Here is a 15256-nt window from a genome sequence, read left to right as displayed (position 1 = left end):
CTCCGGTTCTGCTTCCGTGTATCGCACAACGGGAAGTCTCTAGCCGACAGTGTTCGCACGAACGCGAGGAGTTCCCGTATGTCGATGCGCCGTGCACTAGCCGCCGCCACCGGCGTGCTCCTGGGTGTGTCTGCCCTCACCCTCACCGCATCCCCGGCCCACGCGGCCGCGCGGCAGGACAGCATGAGCGACCGGGCGCCCACCACGGTCGCCCACCGCGGAGCTTCCGGTTACGCGCCGGAGAACACGCTCGCGGCGGTCAACAAGGCCGACAAGCTCGGCTTCGACTGGACCGAGACCGATGTACAGCGCACCAAGGACGGCGAACTCGTCCTCATGCACGACACCACGCTCGCCCGTACCACGAACGTGGAGAAGCTCTACCCGACCCGCTCGCCGTGGAACGTCTCCGATTTCACGGCCAAGGAGATCGCCCGTCTGGACGCGGGAAGCTGGTTCAGCGACGACTACAAGGGTGAGAAGGTCCCCACCCTGGAGACGTACCTGAAGCAGATCTCCAAGAACGGCCAGAAGCTGCTACTGGAGCTGAAGTCCCCGGAGATCTACCCCGGCATCGAGTACCAGACCCTGAGAGAGCTGAAGAGTGAAGGCTGGCTCGACAGCTCCCACCTGAAGAGCAAGCTCATCATCCAGAGCTTCAACGCCGACTCGGTCAAGATGACCCACGTCCTCAACAGCCGGGTCAAGACGGGGTTCCTGGGCAACCCGAAGGTCTCGGAGCTGGACTCGTACGCGAAGTTCACCGACCAGATCAACCCGACGCACTCCGCGGCGACGAAGGAATACGTCGAGGCGGTGCACGCGCGGAAGGGTCCGCTCGGGAAGCGGATGCAGGTCCTCACTTGGACGGTGAACGACGCGGCGACCGCCCGCAAGGTCGACGCGGCCGGAGTGGACGGCATCATCAGCAACTTCCCGGACGTCGTGCGGGACGCGACGGGCGGGTGACCCGGAACGCCGGTCCGAGGTCGCGCCGGCGAAGCACCCCCCACAGCGCCCTCACGTCCGTATCCCCCGCCGGACCCTTTCACTTCAGGGTCCTCTTCAGGGCCCTCCCCACGGTCCTCTTCACGCCGTCCCCCACTCCCCTTCCGCTTCTGTCCCCCCGGTCCCCCACATGTCCCCCCGACCGCTGTGAACCCTCAACCCCCCTCAGCACCTCCTGCGGCCGTCCATCGCGAAGCGGTCGCTGTCAGAGGTGACCTCTAGGGTTCCCGCATGACTGAGACAACGGCGAGTACGGCAGCCCGCGCCTGTATCTGGACGGTGCGGGAGACCCCTGTCGGCCCCCTGCTGCTCGCCGCGACCGACGAGGGCCTGGTCGGTGTCGTCTTCCACGCCGACCGGGCCACGGCGGACCGGACCCTCGACCGGCTCACCGGCAGGCTCGGGTCGCCACCGGTCCACGTCCAGGCGCCCGCGGAGGCGGCAGACCCGGAAGGTCCGGCCCGCGGGCACGTCCTCGCTCTCGCCGCGGCGGAGCTGGACTCCTACTTCCGCGGTGAGCTCCGCGAGTTCACGGTCCCCCTCGACTGGTCGCTCTCCGGCGGCTTCAACGAGAAGGTGCTGCGGGAGCTGCTCGCGTCCGTCCCGTACGGGGCCACCGCCGGATATCAGGATCTCGCCGACCGCGTGGGCGAGCCCGGTGCCGCCCGGGCCGTCGGCATGGCCATGGGGTCGAACCCGCTGCCGGTCGTCGTCCCGTGCCACCGGATCGTCGAGAGCGGCGGCGGCCTGGGCGGATTCGGCGGGGGCCTGGAGACCAAACGCACCCTGCTGGCGCTCGAGGGGCTGCTTCCGGAGCCCCTGTTCTGATGCCGGCGTACGAGGTGCCGCATGCCTGCGGCAACCGGTCCGGGCGAGGCTCGAAACCCCGTAGGCCCGTGCGCGGCCGGCTGGCAGACTGCCCGACGTGACCGACACCAACAACGCCGCGGACGCACCTGACAGCTCCGCCGACCCTGCCGGCACCCTCCCGCTGCCGCGGGGCGCCGAGCTGGCGCGTCTGCGCCGCCGCACAGCGGGCGTGCTGGTGGTCAGTCAGATGCTCGGCGGCCTCGGCGTCGCCACCGCCGTGACGCTGGCAGCCGTCCTGGCCCAGGAGATCAGCGGCTCCGAGGCACTGTCCGGGCTCGCCTCGACCTCGTCCGTCATCGGTACGGCGCTGCTGTCGCTGCCGCTGGCGTCCCTGATGGCGGCGCGCGGCCGCCGCGCCGGACTGTGCCTCGCGTATCTGATCGGGGCGGTGGGCGGTGCCGTCGTCGTCACCGGAGCCGTGCTCGGAAACTTCCCGCTCCTGCTGCTGGGCATGACCGCCTTCGGTGCGTCGAGCTCCGCCAATCTCCAGGCCCGGTACGCCGCCGCCGACCTCGCCGAGCCGGATCAGCGTGCCCGCGCCATCTCCCTCGTCGTATGGGCGACCACGGTCGGAGCGGTCCTCGGCCCCAACATCGCCGGGCCCGCGGGGGACAGCGTCACGGGTCTGGGCATCCCGGCGACAGCGGGGGCGTTCGTCTGGGGGTCGGCGGTCTTCCTCGTCACGGCCGTCCTGATCCACGTGCTGCTGCGTCCCGATCCGCTGCTCACGGCCCGCGCCCTCGCCGACGCCGAGACGGACGCCGCGTCACGGGATGCGGCGTCCAGCGAGTCGGCCACCGGCCCCGAAGGGGGCACCGGCGTTCATCCGCCCCCGGCTTGGAAGGGCCGCTCCCGAGGAGCCGACCGCTCGCTGCGCGCCGGACTCGCCGCCGTGGCCGCCTCCGCGCATGCGCGGCTGGCCCTGGTGACGATCGCCGCGGCGCACACGGCGATGGTCTCCATCATGGTGATGACACCCGTCGATCTCGGGCACCACGGTGCGGGGATCGAGATGATCGGCCTCGTCATCAGCGCCCACATCGTCGGCATGTACGCGTTCTCGCCGGTGATGGGCTGGCTCGCCGACCGCTTCGGGCGGCTCACGGTCATCGTGCTCTCCGTCGCGCTGCTCACCTGCGCGGCGGCGCTGGCGGGCACCGCCGACGGCCACCACACCCAGTCGGGCCTGGGCCTGTTCCTGCTCGGTCTGGGCTGGTCGGCGGCGCTCGTCTCCGGCTCGGCGCTGCTGACCGACTCGGTGCCGCAGCCTGCCCGCGCGGCGGTGCAGGGCCTGTCCGATCTGACCATGAACGCGGCCGCCGGCGCCGGCGGCGCCCTGGCGGGGCTCGTCGTCTCGACGGCGGGCTACGGCTGGCTCAGTGCCTTCGCGGCGGCGCTGCTGCTGCCGGTCCTGGTGATGACGCTGGCGGGCCTGGCGCGCCGCGACGCCACAGGGCAAGCCGGCGGCGACGCCGCGGACGTCACCGCGGATACAGCTCGAAAGTGACGCAGCTCCGCCCGCCGAACCGCTCCGCGGCCAGCCCCACGACCCATTCCGTGAAGGAGCGCGCGTAGCTCTCCACCGGTTCGTCGCTGAGTGCCGCGATGTACGCGCGGTGCTCCGACAGCGAAGCCACGGCCCGCTCCACGGCCGCCTCTCCCACCGGCATCGCGTGCGTCGCCTCCGGCGACCCGGCGACGGCCACCCACCGCACCCCGCCCCAGGGACCCTCTCCGCCCGGCTCCAGCTGCTCGGGGAAGATCCACCGGTTGCCGGCGTCGCCGACCGCGTCCAGGACGGCGCGGCCCACGGCACGGTGATCGGGGGTGTTCCAGGCGGTACCGCCCCAGGTCTCGCGGTGGTTGATCGTGACGACGAGTTCGGGACGCCACTTGCGCACGGCGGCTGCGATGTCGCGGCGAAGCGGCACCCCTTCCTCGATCACGCCGTCCTTGTGATCGAGGAACTCGACCGAGACGACGCCCACCTTGCGAGCGCTCGCGTGCTGTTCGGCCTCTCGCACCCGTGCGCTCTCGGCGGGTTCCAGATCGTCGATGCCCGCCTCGCCGCGCGTGACCATGAGATAGGCGACCTGCTTGCCCTGCGCCGTCCACTCGGCGACGGCCGCGGCCGCCCCGTATTCCATGTCGTCGGGATGTGCGACGACCGCGAGGGCCCTCGTCCAGTTGCCGGGCATCTCCGCCAGTTGGTCGCCACTGTTCGGGGCCACGCGTCCACCTTCTCCCTGTCCGGCTGCCCGGGCCCTCCCGGCGCCCGGGTCAGCGGCGTTCGAAGGGGACCCACTCCAGCTTCTCGCCCGTCCCCTCCCCGGGACGTGTTCCCCACTTCCGCCGGCCGTCCCGTTCCATCATCGGATCGAGGCTGACGAACAGCGCGATGAGCAGCAACAGCAGGACAGGTCCGATCAGTACGGGTGTGAGGGCGCCCAGCGAGGAACTGCCCACGGCCCCCGCGTCGCTGTACAGGCTCACCGTCATCCCCGCCATGCCGGTGTAGTGCATCGCGACGAAGCCCAGCCCCATGATGAGTGCCGCCGCGATCGAGGCTCCCATGTGCCGCACCCACCTGGCGCACAGCAGGGCCACCGAGCTCACGACGACGGCGACGGCCGCGGAGATGATCATGACCCGGTCGTCGTAGCGGACAGCACCCGCGACCCGCACCCCCATCATCCCCACGTAGTGCGAGGACGCGACGCCCAGCCCGAGGACCAGCCCTCCGCCCAGCACGGCGAGCCAGGTGTACCGGCGCAGGGAGACGAGGAGGAGCGCCACCGCCGAGACCAGGACGGCGACGAGGAGACTCGCGTACGTCATCAGCATGTCGTAGCCGATGGGCACCTCACCCACGCTGAAGCCGATCATCGCCACGACGTGCATGGTGAAGATGCCGACTCCGATGGCGAGGGATCCAAGGGCCAGCCACCCGGCTCCCCTTCTGCGTCCGAGCAGGGGCGCTCTCAGGGCGCATCTGAGACCGACGGCGCTGCCCACGCAGGCCATGCCGTACGCCAGCAAGGGCGTGACCGGTCCGTAGGTGAGAACGTCCGGCTGCGTAGCAGCAGTACGGAACATCGCCCGTCATCCCCATCAGGAAGCGTGAGTCGGTAGCCACAGGACCGTCACATGGTGAACACATGTACGGGGACCTCATGTTAAGTTCCCGCGCGCCCCCGCGCGGCCCATTCCGGCAAGCCCGTCACGGCGGTCTGCCGGGCGGGGGGTGGGCTCCCGGCACGGTTCCGGATGCGGTTTCCGAGGCTGTTTCCCGGTGCGGAGAAGTCCCCTGCTCACCGCCACCCGTATATCTGCTGCAGACGGTGCACGACACGGTTGAACCGCGCCCGGTCCAGCGCGCACGCCTCGCGCCTCATCCCGTCCGGATGCACGCGCAGCACCCGCTCCGTGCCCACCCACGAGTCGCGTCCGCTGCGGTCCCACGGGCCGCTTCCGAGCGGCAGCCAGCCCCGCTCCCCGTCATGCTCCCGGGAGGTCAACTGGACGCCGAGCAGCGTGCCTTGGGGCTCCCGGGCGACGATCAGAACGGGACGGTCCTTGCCCCTGCCGTCGTCCTCCTCGTACGGCACCCACGTCCAGACGATCTCGCCGGGGTCCGGATCGCCGTCCGGGTCCGGGGCGTAGGCGGTGCGTACGGCCCCGACATCTGTCGGCTCCACCGATTCGGTCGCCGCATGGCCGCTGCTGCCCGGGGCCGCGGGGGTTGCGGATGCACCGTCGCGGACGTCGTTGCTTGAATGGCTCATGCCGGGAACCTATCGCCGTCCCCGGGACCGGGTGACGACTGGAGGCGGTGCGGAATGACACGGGTTCTCGTTGTGCAGAACACCCCGGCCGGAGGGCCGGGACGCATCGGCGACTGGCTCGGCGAAGAGGGCCTCACACTGGACGTCGTGCACGCCTACGACGGCGGCCAGTTGCCGCAGGACCTGTCGGGCCACAAGGGCCTTCTCCTGCTCGGCGGCGGCTTCATGCCCGACGAGGACGACCGCGCACCGTGGCTCGCCACCGTCCGCGAACTGGCCGGGCAGGCACTGAAGAGGGACGTGCCGGTGCTCGGCATCTGCTTCGGCGCGCAGCTCCTGGCGTACGTCGCCGGCGGGACAGTGCGGGCGCGGCACGGTCAGCCGGAGTCGGGAAGCACCGAACTGACGCTGCTGCCCGAGGCGTTGGACGACCAGCTCTTCCACGGGCTGCCACCCCGCGTGAAGTCCGTCGAGCACCGCGTCGACGCGATCACCATGCTGCCCCGGGACGCCCGCTGGCTGGCGAGCAGCGAGCGCTGTCCGGTGCAGGCCTTCCGCGTCGGGACATGCGCGTGGGGCCTGCAGTTCCATCCCGAGTCGACACCGCAGACGATTCGGGGCTGGAACGCGGAGCGGCTTCGCGAACAGGGCTTCGACCGCGAGGAGTTGGTCCGCGCGGCCGAGCGTGACGAGCCGGAGGCCCGCAGGGTGTGGCACGCGCTCGCGTGCCGCTTCGCGGCCGTGGTGCACGGCGGCTGAGCCGATGCGCCCGGAGCGTCAGTCCGTCAGTGAACTGCCGTGCCGCGGCGGGCCGTTCCACGCGGGATGCTCCGGCTTGTCGGCGCGCACGAAGACGTCCGCCGTCTCCCGCGGGGCCACCTCCTCCTCGTAACGGGCGAACGCCGGCAGCTTCCAGCGCTCGTCCGCCGGCGTCTGCCGCTCCAGGGCCCCGCCGGAGAGTCCCAGATGCACCGACAGGTCGAAGGGGAACCATCTCCCGAGAAGGAACGGCCCGTGCAGCAACATCACGCCACCCGGTGGCAGTTGAACGCGAGCGCTGCGCGTGGGCCGGTCGGCCGACGAGGTCCGCAGATCGGGCAGGACGCGGCCGTCGCCGCCCGGGTCCAGGGGACCGAAGACCTCACGCCACAGGGCTCCGGTGTCGTGCCAGAGGTCGTAGTACGCGTCGGGGTCCTGCTTGCCGAACTCGAAGCGCAGGGAGTCCGCCCGCAGGAAGCTGTCGGCGTCCACGACGAGCGTGGGGAGGCCGCGCAGGCGCAGGGCCTCGGACAGCCGGCCGGCGAGGACCCCGGGCCGCGCGGGCGGCGCGCCGTCGACGGCGACGCGGCGCCACTCGCCGCCGTCCCCCGAGCCGGCGGCCCGCTCCTCGACGAGGCCGGCGAGCTGCTCGGTGAGGCGTTCCCAGGTGATCGCTTCGAGTCGCACGCACTCATCCTGACGTGCGCCGCCGAGGGTGTGCATGTGCGCAGGGCGCGGGGGGCCGTCCCCTCTCGTGCCTCCGGACGGGCACGGCCGGCATGGCCGCGGGTCTCAATTCGATTGACATCTCCTCTTTTTCATCACTTCTTCTCCCTAATTCCCCTACATCGGGCCACACTTGCGACCTCACATCACAAGGGGGTCGTCATGCATCCCGGTCAGCCGCAGCCCCAGCCACAGCCGTACCGGCCACACCCCGGCCCACCACCCAGGCCGGGCTGGGCACGCAAGCGCGTCCTGTTACCGGGCCTCTTCCTCACATGGTTCTTCGGCTTCGCCCTGGGCACCTCCGGGGCGTCCGGCTCCGCTCCCGGCGACGGGCCGGCCGGGTCCGCGAGTCCCCGCCCGACGGCGACGACGACCGTCACCGAGACGGCCTCACCCGACGCCGAGCCGGCTCCCACCGTCACCGAGACCAAGGAGGTGAAGGTGAGAACCACGGTGACGGTCACCGCGAAGGCGCCCGCCCCGCAGGACGCGGGCCCGGGGGCAGGCGGCTCCGCCTCCGTCCACTACGGCAACTGCGCCGAGGCACGCAGGGCGGGCGCGGCCCCCGTGCACCGGGGCGAGCCGGGATACGGCCGCCATCTGGACCGGGACGGGGACGGAGTGGGCTGCGACACCTGATGGGCGGTCCGGCAGGCGCCGGGTCTCCGGTGGATCGCCCGCCTGCAATGTCCCTATCCTGGTCGCGTGGTCCACCGGCGTCGACTCGATGACCCACCGGAGGTGTCCGGACGATGTACCGCAAGCGCGTGATCGTCTCAGGCGACGTGCAGGGCGTCTTCTACCGCGACACCTGCCGCGCGACGGCCGAGGCCCAGGGGGTGAACGGCTGGGTCCGCAATCTTCCCGACGGCCGGGTCGAGGCCGTCTTCGAAGGTGAGACGGGGATCGTGGAGCAGCTGGTCGACTGGGCGCACGAGGGCCCGCCGACCGCCCACGTGGAGAAGGTCGAGGACTTCGAGGAGGAGCCGCAGGGGCTCACGGCCTTCGAGGTCCGTCCGACACCACCGGCCGAGCAGGCTCCCGGCGACGCGCCCGACAGCGGCCCGTGACACCGGCGCACATCCGGCTCCGCTTCGACGACAGCCTGCGCTTCTTCCTCGCCGCGCGCCACCGCGGTTCCGGTGCGGCGAGCCTGTCCCACGACGGGACGTCCACGCTCGGCCATGTCATCCAGTCCCTGGGCGTTCCGCTCACGGAGGTGGGCGAGCTGACGGTCCGCGGGCCGGACGATGACGCCGGCCGCCGCGTCGGCCCCTCGTACCGCCCGCGCGACGCGGAGGTCGCCGACGTCGCAACCGCCGCCCGACCGCAGCCCGTTCCCCCGCCGGCTCCGCCGCGCTTCGTCCTCGATGTGCATCTGGGAGCCCTGGCAAGGCGCCTCCGGCTCGTCGGGCTGGACACCTCCTACGGCAACGACAGCTCCGACGACGCGCTGCTCGCTCAGGCCAATGCCGAACGGCGGGTGCTGCTCACGCAGGACCGCGGGCTGCTCCTTCGCAGGGCTCTGTGGCTGGGCGCGTATGTGCGGGGCGCCCGCCCCGACGATCAACTCCTCGACGTCCTCGACCGGTTCGCACCGGCCCTTGAGCCGTGGACACGCTGCATGGCCTGCAACGGAACGCTGGCGCCGGTCGAGAAGTCCGAGATCGCAGCGCTGCTGCGTCCGGGCACACGGCGTACGTACGACACCTTCATGCGCTGCCGCTCGTGCTCCCGCCTCTTCTGGCGCGGCGCGCACAGCGGCAGGCTGGAGTCCTTGGTGACGACGGCACTCGAGGCGACGGGTGGTGACGGGGCGGAGGCGAGGTCGGGCACGCGGCGCGGCTCCGGTGCGCGACGTGGGGCCGACGGCTTTCGCACCGGCCGGGGATCGGAACCGGCATAAGCCGTAAAGCATCCCAACATGCTCCGGGCAGACCTCAACTCGCCTGCGGGGCATGCCGGTTGACCCGGTGGCGAGCCGCCGGCGCCGCGGCCCGCAGAGGGGAGCGGCACGTTCCAGGTCACAGCACCGGACCTATTTTTCTCGGAAGCATCCCGAGTGGCTGCGGAGTGCTGCACGATGCGATATGGCCGCGACAGGTGCGGCCTTGACTCTCCCCCTGGAGCTCGGATGAAAAGACGCGTCATAGCCGTATACGGCGGCGCTGCGGTCGTGCTGGCCGGACTGATCACAGCCATTCCGGTGGCTGCGAATGCCGGATCCACCGACGCCGCGGACACGGCGGGCAGTGCCAACAGCACACTCAAGTGGACTGACTGCGCCACCGAGAACTACCCGGACCTGCAGTGCTCCAAGGTCAGCGTGCCGCTGGACCACGACAAGCCGGACGGCAAGAAGATCACCATCGCGCTCTCGCGCGTGCAGCACACCGCCGACAAGTCCCAGGGTCCGCTGCTGGTGAACCCCGGCGGCCCCGGCGGCAGCGGGCTGACTCTCGCGGGCTTCGTCGCCAAGTCGCTGCCGAAGAAGGTCGCGTCGCAGTACGACGTGATCGGTTTCGACCCTCGCGGAGTCGGCAAGAGTGAGCCCGCACTCAACTGCAAGCCTGGCTACTTCGACCCGGTGCGCCCCGACAGCGTGCCGCGCAGCGCGAAGGGCGAACAGGCCAACATCAAGCGTGCCAAGGGCTTCGCCGAGGCGTGCGGCAAGAAGCACGGCAAGCTGCTGAACCACATCAACACCGTGAACGCGGTGAAGGACATGGACAGCATCCGCACGGCGGTCGGCGCCAAGAAGATCAACTACTTCGGCTACTCGTACGGCACCTACCTCGGCGCCGTCTACTCCAAGCTGTTCCCGGAGAACGTCCGCCGCCTGGTGCTGGACAGCATCGTCGACCCCGACGGCGTCTGGTACGAGGACAACATCGCCCAGGACTACGCCTTCGAGTCCCGCCACAAGGCCTTCGCCGCGTGGGTCGCCAAGCACGACGCGGACTACAAGCTCGGCAAGGACCCGGCCAAGGTCGAGCAGGCCTGGTACAAGATGCGCGACGCGGTGCGCAAGAACCCCGCGGGCGACAAGGTCGGCCCCTCCGAGCTCGAGGACACCTTCATCCCCGGCGGCTACTACAACGGCTACTGGCCCGATCTGGCCGCCGCCTTCGCCGCGTTCGTCAACGACAAGGACACCGCGCCCATCGTCGACGCCTACGAGGCGATGGGAGCCGTCGACGCGGAGGGCGACAACGGCTACTCCATCTACACCTCGGTGCAGTGCCGTGACGCGGCCTGGCCGCGGGACTGGGGCACCTGGCACCGCGACATGACGAAGGTGTACGAGAAGGCGCCCTTCATGACGTGGAACAACGCCTGGTACAACGCTCCTTGCGCGTTCTGGCCGACGAAGTCCCAGAAGCCGCTGGACGTTTCGAACAAGAAGCTTCCGCCGGTGCTGCTCTTCCAGGCCACCGATGACGCGGCCACCCCGTACGAGGGCGGCGTCAACATGCACCGCAAGCTGCGCGGTTCGAGCCTCGTCGTCGAAGACGGCGGCGGCAACCACGGCATCACCCTCGGCGGCAGCGAGTGCCTGGACAAGTTCCTGGCCGACTACCTCGCGACCGGCAAAGTGCCCGAGGGCCAGGGCAGCGGCGAACCGGACGCCACCTGTGAGGCGCTGCCCGACCCGGAGCCGCTGAGCCCGGAGGACGCCAAGTCCGCCGTGCCGGCACCGTACGGCTCCAACAGCACCGCCGACCGCGGCGCCGAGCTGCACCACCTGCTCGGGAACCGCGGCTGACACCGCCCGGCCGGCGGGCAGGCTGCTCGCCGGCCGGGCCGGTTCATCCGGACTGCTCCGTGAGTGCTCCGGCGCGGTTCGGGGCACCTCCCAGCGGTAGCTGGGGGAGCGAGCCCCGCTGCCCGGAGCGCTCGCGGGCCGCCCTACCGTACGTGCGTGAACTCCCTCGCCGAGGCCATGAGCCGCCTGCGCCCGCCGTACGCGCTGCGCAAGCACCAGGAGGACGCGCTGGCGCGCCTCACGCCGGTGACCCGCGGATGCGCGGCAGTTGGCGAGCCCGCCAGGGCCGACGGGGACTCCGGCCAGGCGGCCGGCTCCGGCGGTTCGCCTCAACAGGCGCGTGCCTGGGTCGTGTTGCCGCCCGGCACGGGAAAGACGCTGACGGGACTCGAGGCCGCACGCAGGCTCGGCGCCCCCGTCGTGGTCCTCACACCGAACACCGCGATACAGGGCCAGTGGCTCCGGACGTGGGAGGCGTTCGTTCCCGACGCAGGCACCGGCGACCCGGCGGACGCCGACGCAGGATCCGGCGAAACCACGAGGACCGTGCCCGCCGGCACGGACCGCGGCCTCAACTCCCCCGTCACCGTGCTCACTTACCAGTCGCTCGCCTCCTTCGACCCCGACGCCGAGATCGACGAGGACGGCAGCGAGCGGAGGCAGCGGAACTCGGCGGGCTCAAGCACGGCTGCGGTCCGCCATCTGCACAGACTCCGTCCGCAGGGCCTCGAACTCGTCGAAGCGCTGCGCCGCACGGGGACGTTCACGCTCCTCCTCGATGAGTGTCACCATCTCCTCGACACCTGGGGCGAGTTGCTGGCCGAGCTGCTGCGTGAGCTTCCCGACGCCACGGTCATCGGCCTCACCGCCACACCTCCCGACCGGCTCTCACCCGCACAGGCCGAGCTGGTGGCCGAGCTCTTCGGCCCCGCCGTGCAGGGTCCCTCGATCCCCGCCGCCGTACGGGAGGGGAACCTCGCCCCGTACGCGGAACTGTGCTGGCTGACCGCGCCCACCCCCGTCGAGGCGGACTGGCTCGCCGCCGAGGCCGAACGGTTCACCGAGCTGACGACCGGTCTCCTCGACCCCGGCTTCGCCGACCGGCCCTTCCTCGGCTGGCTGGACGAGCGCTTCGTCATCCGCCGGGGTCCCGACGGAGCACGCGTGCCCTGGTCCCGGCTGGTACGCGAACGTCCCGAACTCACCGCGTCCGCACTGCGGTTCCACCACGCGGGGCTCCTCGCCCTGCCCGAAGGGGCGCGGCCGCACGAGGAGCACCGGCGGCCACCCGGCGCGGACGACTGGGTGCTGCTGCTGGACGACTGGGTGCGGCACTGTCTGCGCCGCAGCGGTTCGCCACGTGACGCCGAGGTTCTGGAGGCGCTGCGGAAGGCACTCCCGTCCGTGGGGCACCAGTTGACGGCACGCGGCATCCGCGGCGGCCGCTCGCCCGTCGACCGGGTGCTGGCCCGCAGCGCGGCCAAACCGCAGGCCGTGAAGGAGATCCTCGCGGCGGAGGACGCGGCTCTCGGCGAGCAGCTGCGCGCTGTCGTCGTCTGCGACCACGAGCGAGCGACGGCGACGCTGCCCGTGCGGCTGACCGGAGTGCTGGAGGCTCAGGCCGGTTCGGCGGTACTGGTGCTGGAGGAACTGGCGGCCGATCCACGCACGGCATCGCTCGATCCGGTGCTGGTGACGGGCCGAACGGTGGCCGCGTCACGGGAGACCGCGGAGCAGCTGATGGCCTACTGCCGTGAGGCCGGCCCTCCCGGGATGGAGCTGGGCATCGAGCCGCTGGACGCGGGCAGCGGATCCGTCGGCGGCGGTACGAGCGGTCATGGCGAGGGTGTTCCGGAAGCCGGGGACCCGTGCGTTGCCGGCGTCGCGGCCGGCCCGGGACCGCTCGTCCGCCTCGCGGGCACATCCGGCTGGAACAGCCGACGCTGGGTCGAGCTCGTGACCCGCTTCTTCGAGCGGGGCGGCACACGCGTGCTCATCGGTACCCGCGGCATGCTCGGCGAGGGCTGGGACGCCCGCCGGGTCAACACGCTGATCGATCTCACCGAGGCGACGACGCCCACCGCGGTCGTCCAGACGCGGGGACGTGCGCTGCGGCTCGACCCGGACGATCCCCGCAAGGTCGCCAACACCTGGTCGGTGGTGTGCGTCGCGGACGCGCATCCGCGCGGCGACCACGACTGGAGCCGCTTCGTCCGCAAGCACGACGGCTATCTCGGGCTGACGGACGCGGGTGAGGTCATGGTCGGCGTTCCGCACGTCCACCCCGAGCTGTCCCCTTACGCCCCGCCTCCCACAACGGAGTTCGACCGTTTCAACGTCACGATGCTCCAGCGCGCCGCCGCCCGCGACGAGGTACGGGAGCGGTGGCGGCTCGGCGAGCCGTACGAGGACGAGTTGATCCACACGGTCCGGGTGACCGTCCCCCGCACGAGGGCCGCCGCCCCCGTGGCACGACCTGGCACGCATCCGGCGGCGGTTCCCGCGCCGCAAGGGGTCCGTCCGGCCCGTCCGTCCTCCGGCTCGGTGCTCTCCCGTGCGGTCGTTCCCGGTGCGGCGTTCGCCGGGGCGCTCGGGACGGTGGCTTCCGCGGCCGCCGCGCTTCCCGGCACGCTCGCCGCCGCGGCCGGCGGCCTCGCGGCGTGCGCCGCGTACACCACGACCCGCACGGCCGTGGTGCGGCGGCATCTGGAGGCAGTGGCGGAGGCACCCGTGCTCGTGCACATCGCCTGGGCCACGGCGGAGGCACTGCACAAGGCCGGTCTGGTACCGCGCGGTTCGGAGGGTGTCTCCTTCGAGCCCGACGAGACCGGGGCCTACCGCGTCGAGCTGGACGGGGTGCCTCTTGAGGCGTCCTCGCTCTTCGCGACCGCCTTCGACGAGGCCGTCTCCCCGCTGACCTCACCCCGCTATGTGATGCCCCGCCATCTCCTGCCGCGTCCCACCGTGGGTGCGGCTTTCCGCACGCTGTGCCGCAGGCCCGCCGCGAACGCGGTCGTCCACCACGCCGTGCCCGGCCCGCTCGCGGAGAACCGCCGCCTCGCGGACCTCTTCGCGGGTGCCTGGAACACGTACGTCAGCACGGGCACACCCCTCTATACGCGCGGGCCGGAGGGAGCGGGCGTCCTCGCCGCCCAGGCGGGTGGCTCACCGCTCGAGGTCACGACGGCGATGCGGATGACGTGGCAGTGAGCGGAGCCTCACAGGAAGCTTGAGAACGGCGCCCTGCACGGGCGCCGCCCTCTGCTTCCGCGCCTCCGAGCTTCCGCTGGAGAGGACCATGGACGAGCACGCCGAAACCGCCGAGGACGGCGTCGGCTTCGACGCGGCCATCAACGGCCAGACGTGGCACATCGCGTGGCATCCGCCTCCTGACCCGCCGCCGGGCACTCCGCACGGCGCCGAGGCGGTGTGTTTCGCGGGCGACCGGATCGTCGTGGTCAGCCGCGACGGCCGGCGCTGGGGTCTGCCAGCAGGCCGCCCCGAGCGGAACGAGCAGTGGGCCGAGACGATGCGCCGCGAGGTACGCGAGGAAGCCTGCTGTGAGGTGACGGGCTGCCGCCTCCTCGGGTACAGCCGCGGCGTGTGCGTCCGAGGCCACCAGAAGGGCCTGGTGCTGGTCCGGTCGATGTGGCGGGCAGAGGTGCAACTGGAGCCGTGGGACCCGCAGTTCGAGATGGCCCACCGCCGTCTGCTGCCGGCACGTGAGGCATTCCGTTCCGTGACCGTCCCCGACGGCCTCGGCCCCTTCCACCGCCGGCTGTTCACCGAGGCCGGCGTTCCCCCGTCCGCCGTCCATGACCGCTGAGGGGCGTCGGGCGACGGACGGAGATGATTCAGGCTCGCCGAAGCGCGCGGTCTAGCCGCCGAAGCTGATCGGCCCCGAGAAGTCGCGGCCCTGGATGACGGGGCCGCTGATACGGGCGTTGCCGGAGACGGTGTTGTGGACGCTGCCCCGCTCGATGCGGACGGTGAACCCGTGCTCCCCGGCCCACCTCTCCAGATCGGCGGCGAAGGCTTCGTCCCTCTCGCTCTCGTCGATCACTCCGGTGGTCAGCTGACGGACCTGATCCTCGTCGCCCGCGTCGTCGGGCAACGCGATCTCGGCGCCCGGCCGCCCCCTCCCGATGCGCCGGCACAGGTCCAGCAGTGACTCCCACGCGTGTCTGCCTGCTTCCGTGCCGGCGGAGGCGGCCGCCGCGCTGACGGCCGCCGCGATCGCTCCCGCTGAAGCAGTGTCCATGCCTCTCCCCCTCCGAAGTCCACGTGCACCCACCGCACTTGATGGTATCGACGGGCAGCTCGGAACGGGTTCGGGCCG

At 71.6% G+C, this 15256-nt stretch carries 15 protein-coding genes; 10 read left to right on the top strand and 5 right to left on the bottom strand.

Features of this window, described 5'->3' with window-relative positions:
* Positions 1-78: 78 nt before the first annotated feature.
* The 3 genes from G4Z16_RS26910 (at position 79) to G4Z16_RS26900 (ending at position 3385) form a co-directional block, all read left to right on the top strand.
* Positions 79-969, top strand: a complete 891-nt coding sequence (locus G4Z16_RS26910) for a glycerophosphodiester phosphodiesterase (protein ID WP_197353213.1) — start codon at positions 79-81, stop codon at positions 967-969.
* A gap of 270 nt (positions 970-1239) precedes the next feature.
* A complete protein-coding gene (locus G4Z16_RS26905; protein ID WP_197353212.1) occupies positions 1240-1836 on the top strand; it encodes a methylated-DNA--[protein]-cysteine S-methyltransferase in 597 nt (198 codons plus the stop codon).
* 229 nt (positions 1837-2065) lie between these two features.
* Positions 2066-3385: an MFS transporter gene (locus G4Z16_RS26900; RefSeq protein ID WP_197354943.1), complete on the top strand. Its 1320-nt coding sequence runs from the start codon at positions 2066-2068 to the stop codon at positions 3383-3385.
* On the opposite strand, the gene G4Z16_RS26895 is transcribed toward G4Z16_RS26900, so the two are convergent.
* From G4Z16_RS26895 to G4Z16_RS26885, 3 genes are all read right to left on the bottom strand, one after another.
* Positions 3360-4076 (bottom strand): PIG-L deacetylase family protein, encoded by a 717-nt coding sequence (locus tag G4Z16_RS26895; RefSeq protein WP_197354942.1) that lies wholly within the window; start codon positions 4074-4076, stop codon positions 3360-3362. The genes G4Z16_RS26900 and G4Z16_RS26895 overlap by 26 nt on opposite strands.
* A gap of 82 nt (positions 4077-4158) precedes the next feature.
* Entirely contained in the window at positions 4159-4974 is an 816-nt protein-coding gene (locus tag G4Z16_RS26890) for an MHYT domain-containing protein (RefSeq protein WP_197353211.1), read from the bottom strand.
* A gap of 215 nt (positions 4975-5189) precedes the next feature.
* On the bottom strand, positions 5190-5663 hold the full coding sequence (locus G4Z16_RS26885; RefSeq protein WP_197353210.1) for a type II toxin-antitoxin system PemK/MazF family toxin: 474 nt from the start codon (positions 5661-5663) through the stop codon (positions 5190-5192).
* A gap of 54 nt (positions 5664-5717) precedes the next feature.
* Between G4Z16_RS26885 and G4Z16_RS26880 the strand changes: the two genes are divergently transcribed.
* Complete coding sequence (locus G4Z16_RS26880) at positions 5718-6422, top strand: type 1 glutamine amidotransferase (protein WP_197353209.1); 705 nt, start codon at positions 5718-5720, stop codon at positions 6420-6422.
* An 18-nt stretch (positions 6423-6440) separates the two neighbouring features.
* On the opposite strand, the gene G4Z16_RS26875 is transcribed toward G4Z16_RS26880, so the two are convergent.
* A complete protein-coding gene (locus G4Z16_RS26875; protein ID WP_197353208.1) occupies positions 6441-7109 on the bottom strand; it encodes a nucleoside/nucleotide kinase family protein in 669 nt (222 codons plus the stop codon).
* Positions 7110-7310: 201 nt separating this feature from the next.
* Here G4Z16_RS26875 and G4Z16_RS26870 point away from each other — a divergent pair, with 201 nt between their 5' ends.
* From G4Z16_RS26870 to G4Z16_RS26845, 6 genes are all read left to right on the top strand, one after another.
* A complete protein-coding gene (locus G4Z16_RS26870) occupies positions 7311-7790 on the top strand; it encodes an excalibur calcium-binding domain-containing protein (RefSeq protein ID WP_197353207.1) in 480 nt (159 codons plus the stop codon).
* A 113-nt stretch (positions 7791-7903) separates the two neighbouring features.
* On the top strand, positions 7904-8221 hold the full coding sequence (locus G4Z16_RS26865) for an acylphosphatase (RefSeq protein WP_197353206.1): 318 nt from the start codon (positions 7904-7906) through the stop codon (positions 8219-8221).
* Entirely contained in the window at positions 8218-9057 is an 840-nt protein-coding gene (locus G4Z16_RS26860) for a Mut7-C ubiquitin/RNAse domain-containing protein (protein WP_246531091.1), read from the top strand. The genes G4Z16_RS26865 and G4Z16_RS26860 overlap by 4 nt, the downstream gene beginning before the upstream one ends.
* Positions 9058-9285: 228 nt before the next feature.
* Positions 9286-10917, top strand: coding sequence for an alpha/beta hydrolase (locus G4Z16_RS26855; RefSeq protein ID WP_197353205.1), 1632 nt, complete (start codon positions 9286-9288; stop codon positions 10915-10917).
* Positions 10918-11073: 156 nt separating this feature from the next.
* Entirely contained in the window at positions 11074-14127 is a 3054-nt protein-coding gene (locus G4Z16_RS26850; protein ID WP_197353204.1) for a DEAD/DEAH box helicase family protein, read from the top strand.
* Between the two features lie 88 nt (positions 14128-14215).
* On the top strand, positions 14216-14743 hold the full coding sequence (locus G4Z16_RS26845; protein ID WP_197353203.1) for an NUDIX hydrolase: 528 nt from the start codon (positions 14216-14218) through the stop codon (positions 14741-14743).
* A gap of 51 nt (positions 14744-14794) precedes the next feature.
* Here G4Z16_RS26845 and G4Z16_RS26840 read toward each other — a convergent pair whose 3' ends face one another.
* Positions 14795-15178: a hypothetical protein gene (locus G4Z16_RS26840; RefSeq protein WP_197353202.1), complete on the bottom strand. Its 384-nt coding sequence runs from the start codon at positions 15176-15178 to the stop codon at positions 14795-14797.
* Positions 15179-15256 lie beyond the last annotated feature (78 nt).

This window comes from Streptomyces bathyalis, from assembly GCF_015910445.1.
GTDB classification, from domain to species: domain Bacteria; phylum Actinomycetota; class Actinomycetes; order Streptomycetales; family Streptomycetaceae; genus Streptomyces; species Streptomyces bathyalis.
Note: the sequence above shows the minus strand (reverse complement) of the source record. Positions and strands in the feature narration are given on the sequence as shown.